This window comes from Mycobacterium sp. TH-M116, assembly GCF_057473685.1.
The window spans coordinates 1-23,436 of the sequence record NZ_JBYCLC010000204.1; the positions used below are offsets into that span (position 1 = coordinate 1).

The window sequence follows — 23,436 nt, forward strand, 5'->3', positions numbered from 1 at the left end:
TGGGTGATCAGCCGACGAAAGGCTTTGCCAGCCATGGGGAATCGTGGTCTTTTGCGGTGGCATTGCGATTGGCCGCATACGAATTGTTGCGGTATGACGGCAGCGAGCCGGTGTTGTTACTCGATGACGTGTTCGCTGAACTCGACACGACACGACGCCGTGCGCTGGCCGGGGTTGCCGAATCGGCCGAACAGGTTCTGGTGACGGCAGCGGTGCTGGAAGACATCCCGTCGGACTGGGATGCTAGGAGGGTGCACATCGATATGCGGGACGCCGATCCCGGGCGCATCTCGGTGGTGGAACCGTGACCGGTGATGGTGAGGACACCGAGGTCGGAGGCACCCCGATGCCGCCGGGGGTCAACGGTATCGACTTGGTGCGTCGCACGCTCGAGGAGGCCCGCGCGGCGGCGCGGGCCCAGGGCAAGGACGCTGGGCGTGGGCGTGTCGTCCCGCCCACCGGACGGCGGGTCGTCGGGCGACGGCGACGCTGGTCGGGTCCGGGGCCGGACAGCCGGGACCCCCAACCACTGGGCCGGCTCGCGCGGGACCTGGCTAGAACACGCGGCTGGTCCGCACAGGTGGCAGAAGGTACCGTCCTCGGCCAATGGCGAACGATCGTGGGTCAACAGATTGCGGACCACGCCGCGCCGGTCGGTCTGAGCGATGGCGTGCTCAGCGTGGCGGCCGAGTCCACCGCCTGGGCCACCCAGTTGCGGATGATTCAGACGCACCTGCTGGCCAAGATCGCGGCGGCCGTGGGCAACGGTGTGGTGATTTCGCTGAAGATCACCGGGCCGGCCGCCCCGTCGTGGCGGAAGGGGCCGCGCCACATCGGAGGCCGGGGACCGCGCGACACCTACGGATAGCCGGCGCGCGCTGCTCGCCCGGCCGCAGACACGCTGCGCCGGACGCCTCGGCATCGGCCGTCTCAGAGCCGCCAGAATCAGGCGGACCTGGGTCGCGCACGTCAGGACGCGACCCAAATGAAGAAATCGAGCACACGGCGCGGCCAGATAGCCAAAAACGCGCCCAGAAAACCAGTCCTGACGGCCTATCACGGTAGACTTGACCGGATGCGACCGCTGCGGTGACTGAACCGCTCGCATGAAACCCTGAGGAGACCATTCCGACCGTGGCTGCCCAAAAGAAGAAGGCACAAGACGAATACGGCGCTTCAGCGATCACCGTGCTCGAAGGGCTGGAGGCGGTCCGCAAACGCCCCGGCATGTACATCGGCTCCACCGGTGAGCGCGGTCTGCACCACCTCGTCTGGGAGGTCGTCGACAACTCGGTGGACGAAGCGATGGCCGGCTACGCCACCAAGGTCGACGTGCGCCTGCTCGACGACCACAGCGTAGAGGTCGCCGACGACGGCCGCGGCATTCCCGTGGCGATGCATGCCACCGGAATCCCCACCGTCGACGTGGTGATGACCCAACTTCACGCCGGAGGAAAATTCGGCGGTGAGAACAGTGGCTATACCGTCAGTGGTGGCTTGCACGGCGTCGGCGTGTCGGTGGTCAATGCGCTGTCCACCCGGCTGGAAGTCAGCATCAGACGTGACGGGCACGAATGGTTCCAGCACTACGAGCGCGCCGTGCCCGGCACCCTCAAGCAGGGCGAGGCCACCAAAAAAACGGGAACCACCATCAGATTCTGGGCCGATTCCGAGATCTTCGAAACCACACAGTACGACTTCGAAACAGTGGCGCGCCGGCTCCAGGAGATGGCTTTCCTCAACAAGGGCTTGACGATCAACCTCACCGACGAACGAGTGGAGCAGGACGAGGTCGTCGACGAGGTCGTCAGCGACACCGCCGAGGCACCCAAGTCAGCCCAGGAAAAGGCTGCTGAATCGCCTGTGCCACACAAGGTCAAGCACCGTACGTTCTACTATCCGGGCGGCCTGGTGGACTTCGTCAAACACATCAACCGCACCAAAAACGCGATCCACACCAGCATCGTGGACTTCTCCGGTAAGGGCGAGGGTCACGAAGTCGAGGTCGCGATGCAGTGGAATGCCGGCTATTCCGAGTCGGTGCACACTTTCGCCAATACGATCAACACCCATGAAGGGGGCACTCACGAAGAGGGCTTCCGCGCTGCGTTGACGTCGGTGGTGAACAAGTACGCCAAAGACCGCAAACTGTTGAAGGACAAAGACCCCAACCTCACCGGCGACGACATCCGCGAGGGCTTGGCCGCCGTGATCTCCGTCAAGGTTGCCGAACCGCAGTTCGAGGGTCAGACCAAAACCAAGCTGGGTAACACCGAGGTCAAGTCGTTCGTCCAGAAGGCGTGTAACGAACAGCTGACGCACTGGTTCGAAGCCAACCCCTCGGAAGCGAAAGTCATTGTCACCAAAGCGGTTTCATCCGCCCAGGCACGGATCGCGGCCCGTAAGGCGCGGGAGCTGGTGCGGCGCAAGAGTGCCACCGACATCGGGGGTTTGCCCGGTAAGCTCGCCGACTGCCGATCGACCGATCCGCGTAAATCCGAACTCTACGTGGTGGAAGGTGATTCGGCGGGCGGCTCGGCCAAGAGTGGCCGCGATTCGATGTTTCAGGCGATACTTCCGCTGCGGGGCAAGATCATCAACGTCGAAAAGGCGCGAATCGACCGCGTGCTCAAGAACACCGAAGTTCAGTCGATCATCACCGCGCTGGGCACCGGCATCCACGACGAGTTCGACCTCACCAAGCTGCGCTACCACAAGATCGTGCTGATGGCCGACGCTGACGTCGACGGCCAGCACATCTCCACTCTGTTGTTGACGCTGCTGTTCCGCTTCATGCGGCCGTTGATCGAAAACGGGCACGTCTTCCTGGCGCAGCCCCCGCTGTACAAGTTGAAGTGGCAACGCATCGATCCCGAGTTCGCCTACTCCGACCGGGAGCGGGACGGCCTGATGGAGGCTGGGCTCAAGGCGGGCAAGAAGATCAACAAGGACGATGGCATCCAGCGCTACAAGGGGCTGGGCGAGATGGACGCCAAAGAGTTGTGGGAAACCACCATGGACCCCGCGGTGCGGGTGCTGCGTCAGGTCACCCTGGATGACGCGGCCTCCGCCGACGAGTTGTTCTCCATCTTGATGGGCGAAGATGTCGACGCGCGCCGAAGCTTTATCACCCGCAACGCCAAGGACGTTCGATTCCTGGATGTCTGAGCGATCAGATACGCCAACGCAAACGAGGAACAGATGACTGACACCACGCTGCCGCCGGGTGACCATCCCGCCGAGCGGATCGAACCCGTTGACATCCAGCAGGAGATGCAGCGCAGCTACATCGATTACGCGATGAGCGTGATCGTCGGTCGCGCGCTGCCGGAGGTGCGCGACGGCCTCAAACCGGTGCATCGCCGCGTGTTGTATGCGATGTACGACTCCGGCTTCCGCCCGGACCGCAGCCACGCCAAGTCGGCGCGCTCGGTGGCCGAGACGATGGGTAACTACCACCCGCATGGCGACGCGTCGATCTACGACACCCTGGTACGCATGGCGCAGCCGTGGTCGCTGCGGTACCCGCTGGTCGACGGGCAGGGCAACTTCGGTTCGCCGGGCAACGACCCGCCGGCGGCGATGCGGTATTGCGTCACTGGAGATGCGCTGGTGCGCTTACCGTTCGGGCAATCTGTGCGGATTTGCGATGTGGCTCCGGGCGCTGCGCCCAATTCGGACAACGTGGTCGAGTTGAAGGTTCTGGATCGGCACGGCAACACCGTTTTGGCGGACACACTGTTCCATTCGGGCGAACATCAGACCTTCAGGGTACGGACGGCTGAAGGCTACGAGGTCACGGGCACGGCCAACCATCCCTTACTGTGCTTGGTCGACGTCGGCGGCGTACCCACCCTGCTGTGGAAGTTGATCGCAGAGCTCCGCCCCGACGACCACGTCGTGTTGCAGCGCACGCCACCGGCGGAATCGGGCCCCGACGACTGCCATGACGCGCTGGAAGCCCTGCTGTTGGGTGCTTTCATCAGCGAGGGTTTCGGGTCGGAAACTCGCGCCGCGTTCAACAACCTCGACCGCGACTACTTCGAGAGGGTCGTCGGTGCATACGACGCGGTCGTCGGAGGCCGGCGGCATGTATCCGCGCGGGTGACCGCCTCCGGTTCGATGCTGCACGAATTCGACGTACACAATCTGTCGGAACTCAGGAAGACACGGCTCGGCGGGATGATCGGGCAACGTCCGGCCGACAAGTCCGTTCCGCATTGGCTGTGGCAGTCCCCCGCCGCAGTCAAACGCGTCTTCTTGCAAGCGCTGTTCGAGGGTGATGGCTCGTGTTCTGCGCTACCGTGCAACACGATTCACATATCGTACTCGACCCGCAGCAGACAGCTGGCCGTAGATGTTCAACAGATGCTGCTCGAGTTCGGAGTGGTCTCACGGCGATGCCGGCATGCTGATGGCGAGCACGAGGTCGTCATCACCGATCGTGCTCAGGCCGAAATCTTCGCAAACCATGTCGGTTTCGGCGGTGCCAGACAAACCAAGCTGAACGCCGTACTCGCTGAGATGCCGACTTGCCGCGGTCGGGACGAAGATCACGTACCCGGACTGGCCGCGTTCATCGGCAGGTACGCCGGTGGCTCCCGGGCCGACCGCGACTGGCTCAAACGCCACAACGTCGACCGCATCCAACGCTGGCGCACGCGCGGCGGGGAGATTCTGGCCCACATCGCCGACCCCGACGTCCGCGCCATCGCCAGCGACCTCACCGACGGCCGGTTCTACTACGCGCGCATCGCCTCCGTCACCGAGGCAGGTGTACAACCGGTGTACAGCCTGCGCGTGGACACCTCCGACCACGCATTCCTGACCAACGGTTTCGTCAGCCACAACACCGAGGCGCGGCTGACTCCGCTGGCGATGGACATGTTGCGCGAAATCGACGAGGAGACAGTCGATTTCGTACCGAACTATGACGGCCGGGTGCAGGAGCCCACCGTACTGCCCAGCCGGTTCCCCAACCTGCTGGCCAACGGGTCGGGCGGCATCGCGGTGGGGATGGCGACCAACATCCCGCCGCACAACCTGCGTGAGCTCGCCGAGGCGGTGTTCTGGTGCCTGGACAACCACGAGGCCGACGAGGAAGCCACGCTGGCCGCCGTCTGCGAACGCGTCAAGGGGCCCGACTTTCCCACCTCCGGGTTGATCGTCGGGTCACAGGGCATCGCCGACGCCTACACGACGGGCCGCGGTTCCATCCGGATGCGCGGTGTCGTCGAGGTGGAAGAGGATTCCCGCGGCCGGACGTCGCTGGTGATCACCGAGCTGCCGTACCAGGTCAACCACGACAACTTCATCACCTCGATCGCCGAGCAGGTCCGCGACGGCAGGCTGGCCGGGATCGCCAACATCGAAGACCAGAGCAGTGACCGGGTGGGCCTGCGCATCGTCGTCGAGCTCAAACGTGACGCGGTCGCCAAGGTGGTGCTCAACAACCTTTACAAGCACACGCAACTGCAGACCAGTTTCGGCGCCAACATGCTGTCGATCGTCGACGGGGTGCCGCGAACCCTGCGCCTCGACCAGCTGATCCGCCACTACGTTGCGCACCAGCTCGACGTCATCGTCCGGCGCACCACCTACCGGTTGCGCAAGGCCAACGAACGCGCACACATTCTGCGCGGTCTGGTCAAGGCGCTCGATGCGCTCGACGAGGTCATAGCGCTGATCCGGGCATCGGAAACCGTCGACATCGCCCGCGCCGGGCTGATCGAACTGCTCGATATCGACGAAATCCAGTCCCAGGCGATCCTGGACATGCAGTTGCGGCGCCTGGCCGCGTTGGAGCGCCAGCGCATCGTCGACGACCTGGCCAAGATCGAGGCCGAGATCGCCGACCTCGAAGACATCCTCGCCAAACCCGAACGCCAGCGCGGGATCGTCCGTGACGAACTCGCCGAGATCACCGACAAACACGGCGACGACCGCCGAACCCGGATCATCGCCGCCGACGGGGACGTCAGCGACGAGGATCTGATCGCGCGCGAGGATGTCGTCGTCACCATCACCGAGACCGGATACGCCAAGCGCACCAAGACCGACCTCTACCGCAGCCAGAAGCGCGGCGGCAAGGGCGTGCAGGGCGCCGGGCTCAAGCAGGATGACATCGTCAAGCACTTCTTCGTGTGCTCGACCCACGATTGGATCCTTTTCTTCACCACCCAGGGGCGGGTGTACCGGGCCAAGGCCTACGAGCTGCCGGAGGCGTTGCGCACGGCGCGCGGGCAGCACGTGGCCAACCTGCTGGCCTTCCAGCCCGAGGAGCGCATCGCCCAGGTCATCCAGATCCGCGGGTACGAGGACGCGCCGTACCTGGTGCTGGCCACCCGCAAGGGCCTGGTCAAGAAGACCAAGCTGACCGATTTCGACTCCAACCGCTCGGGCGGAATCGTCGCGATCAACCTGCGCGACGGCGACGAGTTGGTCGGCGCGGTGCTGTGTTCCTCCGAGGACGACCTGCTGCTGGTGTCGGCCAACGGTCAGTCGATCAGGTTCTCGGCGACCGACGAGGCGCTACGGCCGATGGGACGCGCCACGTCGGGGGTACAGGGCATGCGTTTCAACGCAGACGATTACCTGTTGTCGCTCAACGTCGTTCGTGAAGGCACCTACCTGCTGGTCGCGACATCCGGCGGCTACGCGAAGCGGACCGGTATCGCGGAGTACCCGGTTCAGGGCCGTGGCGGCAAGGGCGTCCTGACGGTCATGTATGACCGTCGGCGGGGCAGGCTGGTGGGCGCGCTGATCGTGGACGAGGACAGCGAACTCTACGCGATCACCTCAGGGGGTGGTGTGATCCGCACGGCCGCGCGTCAGGTCCGGAAGGCGGGCAGGCAGACCAAGGGCGTTCGGCTGATGAACCTTGGCGACGGAGACGACTTGTTGGCCATCGCGCGCAACGCCGAAGAGAACGCCGAGGAGGTCGTCGAGGCAGCCGAGAACGCCAACGAGGCCGACGGATCCAACGAGTAGCGGGCCACGATCAGGGCGGGCGTTGTCGCGGGGAGGTGCTGGGCAACTAGACTCGGCCCGGTGACGATGCGGGCCGCTGCGTGGCCCGAAGAGGAATTGGGCAATCAAGCTCGGCCCGGTGACGATGCGGGCCGCTGCGTGGCCGGGATGCGATGTGACTACCACCGCCCGGGTAGGCCGAGCTAGGGCCAGGTAGGAAACGTGAGGAGTCGGGGTGAGTTCACCGAGCGAGCCGGGCGCCCCCAACAAGGGTGACGGCCTTGATGGGGATGGTTCGGCCGGGCGGAGCGGTGCGCACAGCGCGGCGCCCGCCTCGGGCGGCCGGAGTCAGGAGGCCACGGAAGCACCGCCCTGGCAGCGCGGTGCCTCCAGGGCCGCTCCTTCGCCGTATCGTCAGACGGAAGCACCCGGCGACACGCGCACGCCGGCCGGGGCCGACCCTCGGCTGAGTCGCTTCGCCTCGGGCAGCACCGCACTTGGGGCGGGGTCGGCCGGGCATATCAGGAACCCCACGCGGGAGGTCGACGCCGCGTCGGCTCGCGGCGAGAACTCGCCGCCCGAGGCCTACGCCAGCGAGCTGCCCGACCTGTCGGGCCCGATGCCCCGGTCCCCGCAGCGCAAGCCCGCACCGCCCGACCGTGGCACGGAGGGGCCGAAAGCCCCGGGTTCGGGTCGCCCGGTGGTCCCGGAGGGCCGCGACTTGCGTGACGAACGGGTTCAGGTCTCGCGGCGGGCCCGCGGGCCGGTCCGGGCCAGCATGCAGATCCGCCGGATCGATCCGTGGAGCACACTGAAGGTGTCGCTGCTGTTGTCGGTGGCCCTGTTCTTCGTCTGGATGATCGCGGTGGCGTTTCTGTATCTCGTGCTCGGCGGCATGGGGGTGTGGGCCAAGCTGAACAGCAACGTCGGCGATCTGCTCAACAACACCAGCGGCAGCAGCGGCGAGCTGGTGTCCAGCGGCACCATCTTCGGCGGTGCCACCCTGATCGGCCTGGTCAACATCGTCCTGCTGACCGCGATGGCGACGATCGCGGCGTTCGTCTACAACCTGACCACGGATCTGATCGGGGGCATCGAGGTGACCCTGGCGGACCGCGACTAGCGTGAATGTCAGCGTTTTTGGGAGTGGGGCGGCGATTGCGGTAATCTCGTCGCTCGGCCGTACGCGAGTGCGGGCCTATAGCTCAGGCGGTTAGAGCGCTTCGCTGATAACGAAGAGGTCGGAGGTTCGAGTCCTCCTAGGCCCACAACCATGGGTCCGTTGAGACGTTACGTGAGACCGGCATTGCCGCTGGGACTGCTCGCCGCAGTGGCAGCGGTGGTGCGGTCGCGACGTGGGGTCGAAGTCTGGCACATGGCGGTCGCCGATACTCCCGAACCCGGTGACGGTCGGGGGCCTTAGCTCAGTTGGTAGAGCACCGCCTTTGCAAGGCGGGTGTCAGGGGTTCGATTCCCCTAGGCTCCACGGCATTGAGACCGAAGCATGCCGAGGGTGGCCAACCGCGGGGCCCGGATCGCGTTACGCACGGCTGGTGCGTCGAACCCGGTGGATCGAGGCGATGCAGATCAGGGAATGGCTTGCGGGCATCCCGGTCCGGCGGCGGGAGGACCTGCGGCTGGAGGCGGTGTGAGGACGCGCGTTAGGGACGCGGCTGCACGTCGACGCTGGGCGGGCGCGGGGACGGTTCCTGGGGCCGCGCGCGCGTCGAGCGCCGCACGACGCTGAATACCACCGCCCCGCCGGCCAGCACGGTCACGGCGGCGCCCGCGATCAACAACGGCCGTTTATTGCGGCGGCGCTGCGCCCGCCGTGCGTCTCGGAGCGACTGGGGTAGGTTGGCGGCGACTTCCTGGGCGGCGGCCAGTTCCTGGCCGAGCGCTTCCTGGGCGGTCGCCACATCGCGGGCCAGCCGGCCCTCCCGGTAACGACGGCGCAGCCCGACGGCGGAGGCGTGCGCGGCGTCTACGCCCAGTCCCGCCACCCCTCGGGTGACGTACACCGGCCCCGCCAGCGAGTAGGTCAGGCCCCGGGTCAGCCGCTCCCGCGGGGTCAGCCGGGCTTCCGTCTTCGCTTTCATCTGCCGCCTTTCTGCGCCGGTCGTGCCAGGCCGGTCAGGGAACCTGCCGGGAAAGTCGGCCCAGAGGCCGTCGGGGACCTCCACAGACTGCCACCAAAGGGGCGTCGGCGGGACCCCCGGAACGAATTCGCACGCGGCCCGGCGTCGCGGGGCCCGGGTCTGCGGGATGGCCGCGTGACACCGGTTGCGGGCAGGCCCGCGGGTGATGGCAGACTTGCGAGTCGTGACCAACAGCCCCATTCAGACTGCCACTGCCACGCTGCACACCAACCGCGGCGACATCAAGGTCGCCCTGTTCGGGAACCACGCACCCAAGACCGTCGCCAACTTCGTCGGCCTGGCCCAGGGCACCAAGGAGTACTCGGCACAGAACGCGTCGGGAGGATCCTCGGGCCCGTTCTACGACGGCGCGGTGTTCCACCGGGTGATCCGCGGGTTCATGATCCAGGGCGGTGACCCGACCGGTACGGGCCGCGGCGGCCCGGGCTACAAATTCGCCGACGAGTTCCACCCCGAGTTGCAGTTCGACCGGCCCTACCTGCTGGCGATGGCCAACGCGGGCCCGGCAACCAACGGTTCGCAGTTCTTCATCACCGTGGGCCAGACGCCGCACCTGAACCGGAAGCACACGATCTTCGGCGAAGTCACCGACCCCGGGTCGCGTCAGGTCGTCGACGCGATCGCGACGACGGCCACCGACGGCAACGACCGTCCCGCCGAGGCGGTCGTCATCGAGTCGATCACGATCGCCTAGCTCGACTCGGCCCGCCGGAAGGCGTGCGTCGCGCCGAGCGTGAACGTGTTGCGAAAAATCGAGCGATTTATCGCGGTGGTTTAACGTTCGGCGGCGCTACCTTGCTCAGCGCCGCCCGCGGCCCGCGTAACCGGCCGCCGTCAGCGCGTCGAACACGTCAAGGGGGTTGGTGCCGAGGTCCCACCGGGAGAGGAACACCATGCCGCCGTCGACCGTCTCGATCTCGAGCATCCGGACCGTGCGCGCGTAGCGGCGGAACTCGGTGATCCGGATGACCTCGATCGCGGACGGCGGCAATACCTGTGTCCGGAACCAGCCCCGCAGCGCCAGGCCGTCGGGGGTGATTGCCAGCTTCGGGCGTGCGCGCCACGTCAACGCGGCAAACAGCAGCAGGCCCACCGCAGCAAGCCACGTCAGAGCGTGCCCCGGCGCATCTGTGACCACGGTCACACTGGCGATTGCCATCATCACGCCGGCGAGGCCACAACCAGCGATTCCTGCCGTACGCGGCGCCCACCGTGTTTGCTGCATGCCGTTCTCAGCCCCTCTCAACACTGCCGATGCAGTTATCCACAAGCGCTATCAACAGTGGGGATAAATCACATGCTTGTCATTGTTTGCTCGTAACGCTGCTGACGCGGCGCCAGACCGACCCCGATATGCCGTCATGGCCTGGGGCATTCCGCTCAGTGCCAGCGCATCGTGAGCAACAGACCGGTGATCATGAAAGCGAACGCGATGGCGTAGTTCCAGGGACCCAATTGGGCCATCCAGTTGAGCGCTGTCGGGGCCTGGCTGCCGACTGCGGCCAGCTGAAAAACCATCAACCAGACGAGCCCGATCAGCATGAGGCTGACGAACAGCGCGACGAACCACACACTCGACGGCCCGACTTTCACCTTCACCGGTGTGCGACTGACGGCACCGACGGTGAAGTCGTTCTTCTTGCGGACCTTGGACTTGGGCATGGGTACCTCGCGGATATGTGGGGTTACCTGGACTACACGGTAATCGCAACGGGGTGCAACGATGACGGGGGTGGTTGCACGCCCAGCCTGGCTATGAGCCTAACTCACCTGGCAGGCTGACCGGGAAATGGAGAAGCGATGAGCGACACGCGCCGCTCGCCCTGGCGGTTCGGCGTTCCGCTGGTCTGCCTGTCGGCCGGCGTGCTCCTGGCGGCAACCCATGGCGTGTCCGGCGGTGCAGAGATCCGCCGCAGCGACGCGCCGCGCCTCGTCGACCTCGTTCGCGAGGCCCAGGCCTCGGTCAACTCCGTCAACGCCCGGCGGGACGAGCTTGCGAACGCGGTGGACACGGCCCGCGGCCGGTCTTCGGATGCGGCGTTGGCGGACCTGCTCGACCGGTCCGCCCGGCTGGCCGGTGAGGCCGGCATGGATCCCGTGGATGGTCCGGGGCTCGTGGTGACTCTCGACGACGCCCAGCGTGACGCCAACGGCCGCTTCCCGCGCGACGCCTCCCCCGACGACCTGGTGGTGCACCAGCAGGACATCGAGGCCGTCCTCAACGCGTTGTGGAGCGCCGGCGCCGAGGCGATCCAGATGCAGGACCAGCGGATCATCGCGACCTCGGTGCCGCGCTGCGTCGGCAACACCCTGCTGCTCAACGGGCGCACCTACAGCCCGCCTTACACCATCACCGCGATCGGCGATCCCACCGCCATGCAAGCCGCCCTGGCCTCCGCCCCCTTGGTGATCCTCTACAAGCAGTACGTGGTCCGGTTCGGCCTGGGCTACCACGAACAGGTCGAATCCGACGTGCACATCGCCGGCCATGCCGGGCTGGTTCGGATGCACTTCGCACAGCCCGTGTCGCCGCAGGCTTCCGCCCCGGGTCGCGGCGGGCGGTAGCCTGACACGATGCGGATCCTGGTTGTCGACAATTACGACAGCTTCGTGTTCAATCTCGTGCAGTATCTGGGACAACTCGGCGTCCAGGCCGAGGTGTGGCGCAACGACGATGCCCGCCTCTCCGACGAGCGTGCCGTCACCGCACAGTTCGCCGGCGTGCTGCTCAGCCCGGGTCCGGGCACGCCGGAACGTGCGGGCGCCTCGATAGGCCTGGTGCGGGCCTGTGCGGCGGCGGGCACGCCACTGCTGGGGGTGTGCCTGGGCCACCAGGCCATCGGTGTCGCATTCGGCGCCCGGGTGGACCGCGCTCCCGAGTTGCTGCACGGCAAGACCAGCAGCGTCTTCCACACCAATGTCGGTGTGCTCCAAGGCCTTCCGGATCCCTTCACGGCCACCCGATACCATTCGCTGACGATCCTGCCGGATTCGGTGCCGGGGGTGCTGCAGGTGACGGCGCGCACCGGCAGCGGTGTGATCATGGGAGTGCGCCACACCGAGCTGCCAATCCACGGCGTCCAGTTCCATCCGGAGTCGATCCTGACCGAGGGCGGGCACCGAATGCTCGGAAACTGGCTCACCTACTGCGGATGGGCCCGTGACGACACGCTGGTCCGTCGGCTGGAAAACGAGGTCCGCACCGCGGTGCGACCGCACCTCCCGGACCCGGTGGCTACTGGCCGAACTTCAGCGTGATGATGCCGTCCCGGTTGACCCCGGCCCCGGGAGGCGGGTTCTGATACACCACCTTGTTGTGCATGGAGCCGCCGGCGTCGACATCGGGGCCCTTGTCCAGCACCCCGGTCCAGCCCAGCGCACGTAACCGTGGTTCGGCGTCGGTCCAGAACATGTTGGTGACGTCTGGCATCACGAACTGGTTGCCCTTGGACACCTGTAGTTCGATGACCGAGTCGACCGGGACCGCGGTGTCTTTGGGCGGATTGGTGCCGACCACCTCCCCGGCCGGCCGGGGACTGTCCACCTCGACCTGACTGAACTTGGCGAAGCCGTACACGTTGAGGTTTTTCTGCGCGACGTCGACGGTCTGGCCTGCCACGTCGGGAACCTGCTTCGTTTCCGGGCCGGAGCCGACGATGACGGTGACGACGTTGGTGATCGCCGAGGTCTGGTTGGCCGGCGGATTGGTCCCGATGACCTTGCCCGTCAGGTCCGGGATCGACGGTGAATTCGCCTGCTTGAACTTGGTGAATCCGGCGGCTTTGAGCTTCTTGACCGCCTCGCCGTAGGTCAACGAGGAGACGTCGGGCACCTCGCGCTGCTCCGGCCCGGTGGAAACGTTGATGGTGACCTCGTCGCCCGCACTGACCGACGCGTTGGCGTCAGGGTCGGTGTTGATGACGTGGTCGGGTGGGACCGTCGAATCAGGCTTCTGCTGGGTGCGCGTCTTGAACCCGCGGTTCTGCAGTACCGCGATGGCGTCCGCGGAAATCTGTCCCCGCACGTCAGGTACCTGGACGTCGCGGGTGCCGCCACCGAACGTGTTGAAGGCGATGACGACGACGATCGTCAGCACTGCGAGCACGGCAACCGCGACGATCCATCGGGCGACCGGACCGTCCGGCCGATCGCCCTCGGTGCCGCTGCCGCCGAGCGGCCGGCGCGGCAAGGCGCCGGAGCGGGGCTGCCCGCCGTATCCCCCGTGTCCGCCGGCGGACGTCAGCGACGTGCGCTCGGCGTCGGTGAGGACTTTGGGCGCTTCAGGTGGCTCACCGTTGTGCACCCGAACCAGGTCGGCGCGCATCTCCGCCGCGGTCTGGTAGCGGTTCTCCGGGTTCTTGGCCAGTGCCTTGAGGACGACGGCGTCGAGCTCGGCGGAGATCCCCGGATGCCGATGCGACGGGGGGATCGGGTCTTCCCGCACATGTTGATAGGCCACCGCGACCGGTGAGTCGCCGGTGAATGGCGGCTCGCCGGTGAGGATCTCGTACAGGACGCAGCCGAGCGAATAGACATCGGATCGCGCGTCGACGGAATCGCCGCGGGCCTGTTCGGGCGAGAGATATTGGGCGGTCCCGATCACGGCCGCGGTCTGGGTGACGCTGTTGCCGCTGTCGGCGATCGCCCGCGCGATGCCGAAGTCCATCACCTTGACGGCGTTTGTGGTGCTGATCATGATGTTCGCCGGCTTGACGTCGCGGTGGATGATGCCGTTCTGGTGGCTGAAGTTCAGTGCCTGGCAGGCGTCGGCGATGATCTCGATGGCGCGGCGCGGGGGCAGCGGTCCGTCGGTGTGGACGATGTCGCGCAGGGTGACGCCGTCGACGTACTCCATGACGATGTAGGGCAGCGGGCCGGCAGCGGTCTCCGCTTCGCCGGTGTCGTACACCGCGACGATGGAGGGGTGGTTCAGCGCCGCGGCATTCTGCGCTTCCCGCCGGAAGCGCAGGTAGAAGCTGGGATCACGGGCCAGATCGGCGCGCAGCACCTTGACGGCGACGTCGCGGTGCAATCTGATGTCGCGTGCCAGGTGAACTTCCGACATGCCTCCGAAGCCGAGGATCTCACCCAGCTCGTAGCGGTCCGACAGATGCTGCGGGCTCGTCATCGCGGTGTCTCGTGTGCGGCCGGCTCCGCGACGGGGGTCGACGACAGCGGCTTTGCCGGAAACGTGAACCGCGGGGGCGCAAGGCCGCTGGGGGTCTGGCTCGGCGGCGGCGGTCCCGAGGATCCCGACGAGGGCGGGGCGCCGGTGTCGGTGACCGTCGGCGGTGGCGTGGGCTGCTGATCGGTGTACGCGCGGGAGTTGATGACGATCAGCACCGCGATGATGATCGCCAATGCCCCCAGCACGCCCGCGGCCCACAGCAACGCGCGCTGGCCCGAGGAGAACGTGCGTCGCGCCGGGGGCGGCCGATGCCCGCCGGTGGTCGGCCGGGACCGCCGCGCCGCCGGACTGCGTCCACTTGAGGCACCCGCGACCCTCGTCGGCGCCGCGGTCGACGGGATGGCCGCCGGCGAGGCGCGCCCCGGCGGCGGTGACTGGCTGGGCCTCGGCGGGCGTCGGCCCGCCCGGACCGCGGCGACCGCGTCGGCGAACGGCCCCCCGCTGCGATAACGCATCCCGGGGTTCTTGACCAAAGTGATCTCGATCAGTTCGCGGACGTTGGGCGGCAACTCGGCAGGCAGCGGCGGCGGGGGCTCCTTGATGTGCTTCATCGCCACCGAGAGCGCGCCGTCGCCGGTGAACGGCCGCTTACCCGAGACGACTTCGTAGCCGACCACACCGAGGGAGTAGACGTCGCTGGCCGGGGTCGCGTCGTGGCCCAGCGCCTGTTCGGGCGCGATGTACTGCGCGGTACCCATCACCATCCCGGTCTGGGTCACCGGTGCGGCGTCGACGGCTTTGGCAATACCGAAGTCGGTGATCTTGACCTGACCGGTGGGGGTGATCAGGATGTTCCCGGGTTTGACGTCGCGGTGCACCAGTCCGGCGGCGTGGGCGACCTGCAGGGCCCGGCCGGTCTGCTCCAGCAAGTCCAGCGCATGCCGCAGCGACAGTCGGCCGATGCGCTTGAGCACAGAGTTCAGCGGCTCGCCGTTGACCAGTTCCATGACGAGGTAGGCGGTGCGCCCCTCCCCGTCCAGTTGGCTTTCGCCGTAGTCGTGCACGCCCGCGATCCCGGGGTGGTTGAGCATCGCGGTGGTGCGCGCTTCGGCGCGGAAACGCTCGATGAACTCGGGATCCTGCGAGAACTCCTGTTTGAGCACCTTGACCGCGACGCGCCGGCCCAGCCTGCTGTCGACGGCCTCCCAGACCTGGCCCATGCCGCCGGTGGCGATCAGGCGCTGTAGGCGGTACCGGCCGGACAGCGTCACACCTACTCGCGGGCTCATGGTCCCCCCTGCAGCGCGGCCTCGATCACGGCCCGTCCGATCGGCCCGGCGAGTGCACCCCCGGTCGCGGTCAGGCGATCACCGCCGTTCTCCACCACCACCGCCACGGCCACCTTCGGCGCTTGCGCGGGCGCAAACGCGATGTACCACGCGTGGGGCGGGGTGTGTCGCGGATCGGTGCCATGTTCTGCGGTACCGGTTTTCGATGCGATCTGCACGCCGGGAATGGCCCCTTTCTGCTGCGCGACCTTCTCGGCACTGACCATCAGCTCTGTCAGCTTAGTCGCGACCTGCGGTGACACCGCTCGGCGCTGTGCGTAGGGCACCGCGGTGCTGATGTTGGACAGGTCCGGGCCCCTGAGGCTTTCGACCAGGTAGGGCTGCATGGTCACCCCGCCGTTGGCGATCGTCGCCGCAATCTGGGCATTTTGCAACGGCGTCACCGCGACGTCTTTCTGCCCGATGCTCGACATCCCCAGGGCAGCGGCGTCGGGGATCACCCCGATGGTGGATTCGGCGACCTGCAGCGGGATGACGCTCGGTGCGCTGTCCAGCCCGAACGCATGCGCCATGGCGCGCAGCGACTCCGCCCCGGTCAAGAGCCCCAGCTGGACGAATGCGGTGTTACAGGACTTGGCGAACGCCTCGGCCAGCGACACCGTCGGTTCGGGCCCGCACGGCGCCCCGCCGTAGTTCTCCAGCGTGGCGCTGCTGTCGGGCAAGGGGATCGAGGCCGCCGCGGTCAACTCCTCGGTGACCGCGGCGCCGCCCTGCAGCGCCGCCGCGGTGGTGATCACCTTGAACGTGGAACCGGGTGGGTAGGTTTCGGAGATGGCGCGGTTGGTGAGCGGATTGCCCGGGTTGTCGCGCAGTCGTTGCCAGGCCTGCGCCTGCAGTTGGGGGTCGTGCGAAGACAGCAGGTTGGGGTCGTAGGACGGAGACGACACCATGGCCAGAATTTTGCCGGTGGACGGCTCGAGGGCGACGACGGCGCCCTTGCACGGCGCCCCCCCGCAGCCCTGCTGCATCGCGTCCCAGCCGGCCTGCTGGACACGCGGATTGATCGTGGTGTCGACGTTGCCCCCGCGCGGATCGCGGCCGGTGAAGAAGTCGGCGAGCCGCCGCCCGAAGAGCCGCGCGTCCGAGCCGTTCAACACCGGGTCCTCGGCACGTTCCAGGCCCGAGCTCGAATAGCGCAGCGAATAGAAGCCGGTGACCGGCGCGTATACATCGGGGTTCGGGTAGACCCGCAGGAACCGGTATCGGCTGTCGGTGGCCACCGAATAGGCCAGCAGCTGGCTTCCGGCGACGATCTGGCCGCGTTGACGCGAATACTCGTCCAGCAGGATCCGCTGGTTGCGGGGATCGGCCCGTAGCCCGTCGGCGGCGAAGACCTGCGTCATCGTGGCGTTGAGCAACAGCAGCACCATCAGCGCCATCACGGTGACCGAGATGCGGCGGAGGGAGGCGTTCATACCCGCTGTATCACCTCGGTGCCGGCCGACGCGATCGATGACGTGGTGCGCTCGCGGGTGCCCGGAGGACGCCGGGCGCTGTGCGAGATCCGCGCCAGGATCGCCAGCAGCACGTAGTTGGCCAGCAGTGACGACCCTCCGTAGGACATCCACGGTGTGGTCAGGCCGGTGAGCGGGATCAGCTGCGTCACACCGCCGACGACGATGAACAGTTGGATCGCCAGCGCCGACGCCAGGCCGGCGGCCAGCAGCTTGCCGAAGCTGTCTCGGGTGGCGATAGCGGTGCGCAAGCCGCGGACGATGACGATGGTGTAGAGCAGCAGGATGCTCGCCAGCCCGACCAGGCCGAGCTCTTCACCGAAGGCGGCGATGATGAAGTCGGTCGCCGCCGCGGGAACGGCGCCGGGCTGACCGTTGCCCAGGCCGGTTCCGAAGATGCCGCCGGTGGCGAAGCTGAACAGCGACTGCACCATCTGGTAGCCGCTGCCCTCGGGGTCGGCGAAAGGGTCCCACCACGTCTGCACGCGGACCCGCACGTGCCCGAAACCGAAGTACGCCGCGACCCCGCCGGCGACGAACAGCACCAGGCCGACGCCGACCCAGCCGAAGCGCTGTGTGGCCAGGTACACCACGACAAGAAACGAGGTATAGAGCAGCAGCGAGGTTCCCAGGTCCTTCTCGAAGACCATCACACCGACGGAGATCACCCAGGCCGTCAGCAGTGGTGCGAGGTCGCGCGGGCGGGGCAGGGTCAGCCCCATGACGTGCTTGCCGACGCTGGTGAAAAGGTCTCGTTTGGCGATCAGCACCGCCGAGAAGAAGATCAGCAGCAGGATCTTGGAGAACTCAGCCGGCTGAATCGAGAACCCCGGAAGGCGAATCCAGATCTTGGCGCCGTTCTGTTCGGACAACGAGGCCGGCAGCAGGGCGGGCACCGCCAGGAAGGCCAGGCCTGCCGCCCCGCAGATGTAGCCGTAGCGCGCGAGTTGGCGATGATCCTTGAGGAAGGTGACCACCAGCGCGAACGTGGCGACCCCGACGAGGCTCCACAGCATCTGCTGGGCCGCACTGGGAATGTGGCGGCCGCTGAGTTCGTTGTCGGCGAGGTCGAGGCGGTGGATCATCACCAGGCCGAGTCCGTTGAGCAGCGCGACGATCGGCAGCAGCAGCGGGTCGGTGTAGGGGGCGAACCGCCGAATAGCCAGGTGCGCGCTCCCGAACACGGCCAAAAAGACCAGGCCGTAGCCGACGAAATCCCAACGCACGGAGCGTTCCTGGTCGGCCTGCACGATGAGCAGGGCGGCGACGGTGATCAGCGAGGCGAAGGCCAGGAGTAGCAGCTCGGCATTGCGCCGCGTCGGTAGCGGAGGCGTGACCGCGACTGGCGGCTGGATCTGGGTGGTCATGCCACCGTCCGGCAGTCGATGCCCGGCTGAAGTGGAGGGGGTGGGAGGGTCGTCACGGTTTGCGCCGGCAGTGGCGTGGACGAGGTGGTCTCGGGAGACGCCGGCAGGGCGCCGGAGGGGGTGCTCGCGGGATTCCGGGTGGGACTCGGGGTCAGCGGCGAGGTGGTGGTCGACGGCGAGGTGGTGGTCGACGAAAGAGGGGGCGCGGTCGTCCCACGGGTGGTTGTCGGGGCCGGCGGAGAGGTGGCGCGGGGCGGCGGACACGGTGGCAGCAGCGAGTTGGAAGACAATTCGCGCAGTTGTGCGATGGCGTCGTCGAGCGTGCCGGAGGGCAGCCCGGCCTGGACCTGGGCGCGTTCGGGCGGGCGCAGATCCTGCAGCCGCATCAGGTGGCAGTCGAGGGTGCCACGGCTCTGGCTGAAGCTGACGAGCGAAAGTTCGTTGCGGGCGTCGAGGCACCCGATCAGGTAGGGCTCGTGCAGCGAGATGCCCAACAGGGAGCCCTGGATTCCGCGCACGATCGACACCAGACCGTTGTAGTCGGCGACGTAGTAGTTGCTGCGAATGATTGCCCGGCCGACCGCCACGCCCGCGAGCGCCACGAGCACCACCAGCGTGACGACGACCGCCGTCCGTCGCCCCGACCAGCGCGCTCGAGTCGGGGCTTCGGCATGCGGCGCAACACGGTTGGCGGCTCCTTTGCGTGGTCCGATGGCGGAGGCGCGACCGGCGGAGGTGTTGGGCAGCGTCAGTTGGTCGTCTTGGCCGGATACCGCGCCGGCGAGGATCGGCTGGGTCTGGCCGTAGTCGTAGTCGACGACGTCGGCGACGACGACGGTGACGTTGTCGGGGCCGCCGCCGCGCAGGGCCAATTCGATGAGGCGGTAGGCGGCCTCGGCGACATCGGGGATCTGCAGCGCTTCCCGGATGGTCTCGTCGCTGACCGGGTCGGACAACCCGTCCGAGCAGAGCAGGTAGCGATCGCCGGCGCGCGCTTCGCGCATGGTCAGGGTCGGCTCGACCTCGTGCCCGGTCAGCGCCCGCATGATCAACGACCGTTGCGGGTGGCTGTGCGCTTCCTCGCGGGTGATGCGTCCCTCGTCGACCAGGGTTTGGACGAAGGTGTCGTCCTTGGTGATCTGGGTCAGCTCGCCGTCGCGCAACAGGTAGCCGCGGGAGTCGCCGACATGCACCAACCCGATGCGGTTGCCCGCGAACAGGATTGCGGTCAGTGTGGTGCCCATGCCCTCGAGCTCGGGCTCCATCTCGACCTGCGCCGCGATGGCAGCGTTGCCGGCGTGGACCGCGGCGTCGAGTTTGGCGAGCAGATCGCCGCCGGGTTCGTCGTCGTCGAGATGGGCCAGGGCCGCGATCACCAACTGGGAAGCGACCTCGCCGGCGGCATGGCCGCCCATCCCGTCGGCCAGTGCCAGGAGCCGCGCGCCGGCGTAGACGGAGTCTTCGTTGTTCGCGCGTACCAGGCCGCGATCACTGTGGGCGGCGTATCGCAGAACCAGCGTCACGGGCGCAGCTCGATCGCCGTTTTGCCGATCCGGATCGGCGTCCCAAGGGGTACTCGTACCGCAGTCGTCACCTTCGCCCTGTCAAGGTAAGTGCCGTTGGTCGATCCTAGATCCTCGACGTACCACTCGGTGCCGCGCTGGGAGAGCCTGGCATGCCGTGTCGAAGCGTAGTCGTCGGTCAGCACCAGGGTCGAGTCGTCCGCGCGTCCGACCAACACCGGCTGGCCGCTGAGCGTTATCCGCGCCCCCGCCAGGGCGCCTTCGGTCACCACCAGATAGCGGGCGGAGTCCCGGCGTCGACGCGACGGCAGCAGCGTGCCGCGCAGCACCAAGCCGCGGCGTACCATGACAGCACCGGTCGGGGCATAGATGTCGGTCCGCAGTATCCGCAGGACCGACCAGATGAATACCCACAACAACGTCAAAAACCCGGCACGCGTCAGCTGCAGCACTAGTCCCTGCATCTGGCGTCCTTTCCGTCCTCGCTTGGCACTCGGATCGCCCGTGACACCGAGCACATCAGCACCGTCACGATACTTGGGCGGTGGTCGTGGCGGGTCGAAGCGTGGCGGTGGTGAGCCCGGTGGCGTCAGTGGATGCGAACGATGATCTCCGAGTGACCGAGCCGGACCACATCGCCGTCTGCCAGTTGCCACTCCTGCACCGGCGCGTTGTTCACGGTGGTGCCGTTGGTGGAATTGAGGTCGGCGAGCAACGCGACCTGCCCGTCCCAGCGAATCTCCAGGTGACGCCGCGACACGCCCGTGTCCGGCAGGCGGAACTGGGCGTCCTGTCCGCGACCCACGATGTTGGAGCCTTCGCGCAGCTGGTAGGTCCGGCCACTGCCGTCGTCGAGCTGCAGGATCACGACGGTCCCGGGGGCGCCATAGCCGGCCTGGCCGTAGCCGTCGTATCCGCCCGGCTGCTGGGCATAATCACCGTATTGGCCGTATTCGACGTCCTGGCCGTAGTCCGGCTGCTGGTTGTAGTCGGGTTGTTGGCCGTAGTCGGGTTGTTGGCCGTAGTCGTAGTCGCGGTTCGAGGTCTCGGAATACCCGGCGCCCTGGGGGGCTTGCGGGGCGTATCCCCCGCCGGGGACGCCTTCGGCGTACTGCGCCGGGTCACCTTGGCCGTAGTCCGGGCGGTTGTATCCCTGCCCGCCCTGCTGATAACCCTGGTCGTAGCCGCCCTCGCCGGAATAGGCCGGGCGTTGTTGCTGAGGACCCTGCTGGGGCGCGAAGCCGCCGCCCTCGTCGGGGCGGCCCGGGCCGCGACCGTACTCGCCGTAGCCGCGCCCATAGCCCTGTTGAACGCCGCCGGGAGGGCTGCCGCCGGGAGGGCCGTAGCCGCCCTGGCGAAACCCCTGGTGGTCATAGCTCGGGCCGCCGTAGCCGGGAGGACGCTGTTCGTAGGACTGCGGATAACCGCCCTGATCTTGGTAACCACGCTGTTCCTGATAGCCACGCGGGTCCGGGTAGCCGCCCTGTTCCGGGTACCCGCCGCGCTGAGGCTCTGGATAACCGCCCTGGTCCGGCGGGCGGGGCGGTGAGTACCCGACGGGCGGCGGGTAGCCGCCCTGGTCCGGCCGCTGCCCAGCTCGAGGGTCCGGCCCAGCGGGCCGTTCGGGGGCACCCTGCGAATCGTCTTGCGGACGGCCATAACGGTCGTCGTAGTACTCGTCGCCGGGCCGCCCCTGCCCCTGATCCCCGCGGTAGCTCGAATTGTCAGTCATTGCTACTACTCCTCGTTCTGCGCCGAACGCGTGACTCGATTGTGGCCGGAGCGGATCGTCGACCGTCGGTCGGGGCTTGGCATCGGGATTGACAGCACCGCGTGCGCGGAACTGGCCAGTGTGCAAGCTCGGTGTCTGCTCGAACCGGACAACCACCTGACCATACGTTTGCCACCCCTGTTCATCGATATAGTCGGCCAAGTACCGCTCGAAAGCGCTCGACGTGAGGCCCGGATCGGCCCCCACTTTCTCGAAGTCGTGCACACCGAGGGTAATGATGTACTCGTTGGGCACCAAAAAGCGATTCCCCGGGAACGGCCGGACGCCGCCGTCGGCCTCGCGGCGCAGCAGGGCTTCCACCTCTTGCGGAACGATCGATCCGCCGAATAATCGGGCGAACGTGTCACCGACTGTTGCCTCGAGCCTGCGCTCAATCCGCTGTACCAGGCCCCGGTGATTATTCATGCTTCAGCACTCACCCGCACGGATCCGGCCGCTCGGCCGGTGCACGGCAAACGACTCACCCGCATGTCGGGTCATCCCAGCATGGTATCGGCAAAGCACGACGATGTGGCACCTCGGAAACTCTGAGAAAATTGCATCCGCGCAGTTCAATGCGGTTGCAGGAGGCTGGCGTGCCCGCGGCGTGGCCCGGCTACGGGAAGCCAGTTGGGTCGCCGGCCATCAGAATGGTATGTTCCATCGGTTGATTTTCGGGGCGAGTGGCGGAATGGCAGACGCGCTGGCTTCAGGTGCCAGTGTCCTTCGGGACGTGGGGGTTCAAGTCCCCCTTCGCCCACCAGGGAGTGGTTCTACGAACTACGACGCGAAAGGTCACGAACCAGCAATGGGTCGTGACCTTTGTGTTTGGCGGGGTTCGGAGCAGCAGTCACCGTCTGGGCGCGGAAGGCGGGCCGGATTCTGCGCCCGTTCGGCACCGGCAACCAGACTGTCGGCGTCGGCCTGCTCGGTGACCGCCTCGTCGACGTCGGCCCACTGCACCTCAGCGACCGGTCGAGGACGACGAAGAAGCTCCTAAGGACTTGTGCAGCCGGAACTTTCGGTCGAAGCACCGCCAGGGCCAGAGGTCCGCAGGTGTCCTTCACGAAGGAGCGCGGTCACCGACTCCTCCCAGCGGCGCATTTGGGTGGGCGTGCTGAACGGTTGCGGAAGGTGACGGTCGAGGTGGGGACGAAGGACCAGGGCGCCCAGAACCAGGACCAGTGGGTGCAGCGGCGCCCAGAGCCGATCGAGGTCCGGCCGGGTTTGCCCGAGATCGTCGAGTTCCTTCCACCGATCGGCGCCGAGGGCGGCCAACGCGTCGAAAACCAAGGTTCCCAGGGCCCGCCCGCTGACCAGGGCATCGACGACGTAGTCCACGACGTCGGGTTGTTGAATGAGCAGAGCGGTCACCCTGCGTCCCATTTCGGCAACCGAATCAGCCGGCGGATCGGAGACGGGCTGCGCCATCACCCCACCGACCACTTCCAGGACGTGGGCGTCCACGGCGCTGATCAGGTCGGCTTTGGTGGCGAAATAATGCTGCACCAACCCCAGGGAAACCTCCGCCGCGGCCGCGATCGCGCGCAGCGTGGTGGCGGACGTGCCCTGCGCGGCGAAGAGCCTGAGCGCCGAGGCCCGGATCCGCACCATGCTCGGCGAGCCCGCCGGATCGCGATCGCCCTGCCCCGCTGGTGCTGATGTCATCTCCGCAACTGTACGAACCCCCGGCGGGCATACGCATCTCCACGGCTT

General features: G+C 67.1%; 18 protein-coding genes, 3 tRNA genes and 1 pseudogene. 11 read left to right on the forward strand and 11 right to left on the reverse strand.

Annotation, left to right across the window (positions count from 1 at the left end):
• From AC2VOK_RS10320 to AC2VOK_RS10350, 7 genes and pseudogenes are all read left to right on the forward strand, one after another.
• Positions 1-308: pseudogene (locus AC2VOK_RS10320) on the forward strand (DNA replication/repair protein RecF); the annotation flags it as partial.
• The gene (locus tag AC2VOK_RS10325) at positions 305-868 is read left to right on the forward strand and encodes a DUF721 family protein (protein WP_428900383.1); all 564 of its coding nucleotides are present in this window, start codon (positions 305-307) and stop codon (positions 866-868) included. The pseudogene AC2VOK_RS10320 and the gene AC2VOK_RS10325, both read left to right, overlap by 4 nt.
• Before the next feature lie 266 nt (positions 869-1,134).
• A complete protein-coding gene (gene gyrB, locus AC2VOK_RS10330) occupies positions 1,135-3,168 on the forward strand; it encodes a DNA topoisomerase (ATP-hydrolyzing) subunit B (protein WP_343709143.1) in 2,034 nt (677 codons plus the stop codon).
• 33 nt (positions 3,169-3,201) lie between these two features.
• Entirely contained in the window at positions 3,202-6,990 is a 3,789-nt protein-coding gene (gyrA, locus tag AC2VOK_RS10335) for an intein-containing DNA gyrase subunit A (protein WP_428900384.1), read from the forward strand.
• 214 nt (positions 6,991-7,204) lie between these two features.
• Positions 7,205-8,092 carry a DUF3566 domain-containing protein gene (locus AC2VOK_RS10340; protein ID WP_343709145.1) on the forward strand — a complete coding sequence of 296 codons (888 nt, stop codon included), beginning with the start codon at positions 7,205-7,207 and terminating at the stop codon, positions 8,090-8,092.
• Between the two features lie 71 nt (positions 8,093-8,163).
• Positions 8,164-8,237, forward strand: a tRNA-Ile gene (locus AC2VOK_RS10345).
• A gap of 145 nt (positions 8,238-8,382) precedes the next feature.
• Positions 8,383-8,455: transfer RNA gene (locus tag AC2VOK_RS10350), tRNA-Ala, on the forward strand.
• 175 nt (positions 8,456-8,630) lie between these two features.
• Here the strand turns inward: AC2VOK_RS10350 and cwsA are convergent.
• Positions 8,631-9,068: a cell wall synthesis protein CwsA gene (gene cwsA, locus AC2VOK_RS10355; RefSeq protein WP_428900385.1), complete on the reverse strand. Its 438-nt coding sequence runs from the start codon at positions 9,066-9,068 to the stop codon at positions 8,631-8,633.
• Between the two features lie 205 nt (positions 9,069-9,273).
• Here cwsA and AC2VOK_RS10360 point away from each other — a divergent pair, with 205 nt between their 5' ends.
• Positions 9,274-9,822 carry a peptidylprolyl isomerase gene (locus tag AC2VOK_RS10360; protein ID WP_428900386.1) on the forward strand — a complete coding sequence of 183 codons (549 nt, stop codon included), beginning with the start codon at positions 9,274-9,276 and terminating at the stop codon, positions 9,820-9,822.
• A 105-nt stretch (positions 9,823-9,927) separates the two neighbouring features.
• On the opposite strand, the gene AC2VOK_RS10365 is transcribed toward AC2VOK_RS10360, so the two are convergent.
• Both AC2VOK_RS10365 and crgA read right to left on the reverse strand, forming a co-directional pair.
• Positions 9,928-10,353 (reverse strand): PH domain-containing protein, encoded by a 426-nt coding sequence (locus AC2VOK_RS10365; RefSeq protein WP_428900387.1) that lies wholly within the window; start codon positions 10,351-10,353, stop codon positions 9,928-9,930.
• 155 nt (positions 10,354-10,508) lie between these two features.
• Positions 10,509-10,790 carry a cell division protein CrgA gene (crgA, locus tag AC2VOK_RS10370; RefSeq protein ID WP_421528820.1) on the reverse strand — a complete coding sequence of 94 codons (282 nt, stop codon included), beginning with the start codon at positions 10,788-10,790 and terminating at the stop codon, positions 10,509-10,511.
• A 138-nt stretch (positions 10,791-10,928) separates the two neighbouring features.
• On the opposite strand from crgA, the gene AC2VOK_RS10375 reads away from it, so the two are divergent.
• Complete coding sequence (locus tag AC2VOK_RS10375; protein ID WP_428900388.1) at positions 10,929-11,693, forward strand: DUF881 domain-containing protein; 765 nt, start codon at positions 10,929-10,931, stop codon at positions 11,691-11,693.
• A gap of 9 nt (positions 11,694-11,702) precedes the next feature.
• On the forward strand, positions 11,703-12,386 hold the full coding sequence (locus AC2VOK_RS10380; RefSeq protein WP_428900389.1) for an aminodeoxychorismate/anthranilate synthase component II: 684 nt from the start codon (positions 11,703-11,705) through the stop codon (positions 12,384-12,386).
• On the opposite strand, the gene pknB is transcribed toward AC2VOK_RS10380, so the two are convergent.
• The 7 genes from pknB to AC2VOK_RS10415 form a co-directional block, all read right to left on the reverse strand.
• The gene (gene pknB / locus AC2VOK_RS10385) at positions 12,364-14,256 is read right to left on the reverse strand and encodes a Stk1 family PASTA domain-containing Ser/Thr kinase (RefSeq protein WP_428900390.1); all 1,893 of its coding nucleotides are present in this window, start codon (positions 14,254-14,256) and stop codon (positions 12,364-12,366) included. The two genes, AC2VOK_RS10380 and pknB, sit on opposite strands and share 23 nt — an antisense overlap.
• Entirely contained in the window at positions 14,253-15,545 is a 1,293-nt protein-coding gene (locus AC2VOK_RS10390; protein ID WP_428900391.1) for a serine/threonine-protein kinase, read from the reverse strand. Before AC2VOK_RS10390 ends, pknB begins: the two co-directional genes overlap by 4 nt.
• Positions 15,542-17,020, reverse strand: coding sequence for a D,D-transpeptidase PbpA (gene pbpA / locus AC2VOK_RS10395; RefSeq protein ID WP_428900392.1), 1,479 nt, complete (start codon positions 17,018-17,020; stop codon positions 15,542-15,544). Before pbpA ends, AC2VOK_RS10390 begins: the two co-directional genes overlap by 4 nt.
• Positions 17,017-18,426 carry an FtsW/RodA/SpoVE family cell cycle protein gene (locus AC2VOK_RS10400; protein WP_428900393.1) on the reverse strand — a complete coding sequence of 470 codons (1,410 nt, stop codon included), beginning with the start codon at positions 18,424-18,426 and terminating at the stop codon, positions 17,017-17,019. The genes pbpA and AC2VOK_RS10400 overlap by 4 nt, the downstream gene beginning before the upstream one ends.
• Positions 18,423-19,949, reverse strand: coding sequence for a PP2C family protein-serine/threonine phosphatase (locus AC2VOK_RS10405; protein WP_428900394.1), 1,527 nt, complete (start codon positions 19,947-19,949; stop codon positions 18,423-18,425). Before AC2VOK_RS10405 ends, AC2VOK_RS10400 begins: the two co-directional genes overlap by 4 nt.
• Positions 19,946-20,413, reverse strand: a complete 468-nt coding sequence (locus AC2VOK_RS10410; protein ID WP_421528812.1) for an FHA domain-containing protein FhaB/FipA — start codon at positions 20,411-20,413, stop codon at positions 19,946-19,948. The genes AC2VOK_RS10405 and AC2VOK_RS10410 overlap by 4 nt, the downstream gene beginning before the upstream one ends.
• Before the next feature lie 125 nt (positions 20,414-20,538).
• A complete protein-coding gene (locus tag AC2VOK_RS10415; protein ID WP_428900395.1) occupies positions 20,539-22,146 on the reverse strand; it encodes an FHA domain-containing protein in 1,608 nt (535 codons plus the stop codon).
• Positions 22,147-22,397: 251 nt separating this feature from the next.
• Here AC2VOK_RS10415 and AC2VOK_RS10420 point away from each other — a divergent pair.
• Positions 22,398-22,483: transfer RNA gene (locus AC2VOK_RS10420), tRNA-Leu, on the forward strand.
• A gap of 233 nt (positions 22,484-22,716) precedes the next feature.
• Here AC2VOK_RS10420 and AC2VOK_RS10425 read toward each other — a convergent pair.
• Entirely contained in the window at positions 22,717-23,388 is a 672-nt protein-coding gene (locus AC2VOK_RS10425) for a TetR/AcrR family transcriptional regulator (RefSeq protein ID WP_428900396.1), read from the reverse strand.
• Positions 23,389-23,436 lie beyond the last annotated feature (48 nt).

What these genes read in the sequence shown, in the direction of transcription:
- AC2VOK_RS10365 (WP_428900387.1), bottom strand. Translation starts at nt 10,353, where the DNA reads ATGCAGCAAACACGGTGGGCGCCGCGTACGGCAGGAATCGCTGGTTGT.
- pknB (WP_428900390.1), bottom strand. Translation starts at nt 14,256, where the DNA reads ATGACGAGCCCGCAGCATCTGTCGGACCGCTACGAGCTGGGTGAGATC.
- AC2VOK_RS10360 (WP_428900386.1), top strand. Translation starts at nt 9,274, where the DNA reads ATGGCAGACTTGCGAGTCGTGACCAACAGCCCCATTCAGACTGCCACT.
- gyrA (WP_428900384.1), top strand. Translation starts at nt 3,202, where the DNA reads ATGACTGACACCACGCTGCCGCCGGGTGACCATCCCGCCGAGCGGATC.
- AC2VOK_RS10380 (WP_428900389.1), top strand. Translation starts at nt 11,703, where the DNA reads ATGCGGATCCTGGTTGTCGACAATTACGACAGCTTCGTGTTCAATCTC.
- crgA (WP_421528820.1), bottom strand. Translation starts at nt 10,790, where the DNA reads ATGCCCAAGTCCAAGGTCCGCAAGAAGAACGACTTCACCGTCGGTGCC.
- AC2VOK_RS10400 (WP_428900393.1), bottom strand. Translation starts at nt 18,426, where the DNA reads ATGACCACCCAGATCCAGCCGCCAGTCGCGGTCACGCCTCCGCTACCG.
- AC2VOK_RS10390 (WP_428900391.1), bottom strand. Translation starts at nt 15,545, where the DNA reads ATGAGCCCGCGAGTAGGTGTGACGCTGTCCGGCCGGTACCGCCTACAG.
- AC2VOK_RS10415 (WP_428900395.1), bottom strand. Translation starts at nt 22,146, where the DNA reads ATGAATAATCACCGGGGCCTGGTACAGCGGATTGAGCGCAGGCTCGAG.
- AC2VOK_RS10375 (WP_428900388.1), top strand. Translation starts at nt 10,929, where the DNA reads ATGAGCGACACGCGCCGCTCGCCCTGGCGGTTCGGCGTTCCGCTGGTC.
- pbpA (WP_428900392.1), bottom strand. Translation starts at nt 17,020, where the DNA reads ATGAACGCCTCCCTCCGCCGCATCTCGGTCACCGTGATGGCGCTGATG.
- cwsA (WP_428900385.1), bottom strand. Translation starts at nt 9,068, where the DNA reads ATGAAAGCGAAGACGGAAGCCCGGCTGACCCCGCGGGAGCGGCTGACC.
- AC2VOK_RS10425 (WP_428900396.1), bottom strand. Translation starts at nt 23,388, where the DNA reads ATGACATCAGCACCAGCGGGGCAGGGCGATCGCGATCCGGCGGGCTCG.
- AC2VOK_RS10410 (WP_421528812.1), bottom strand. Translation starts at nt 20,413, where the DNA reads ATGCAGGGACTAGTGCTGCAGCTGACGCGTGCCGGGTTTTTGACGTTG.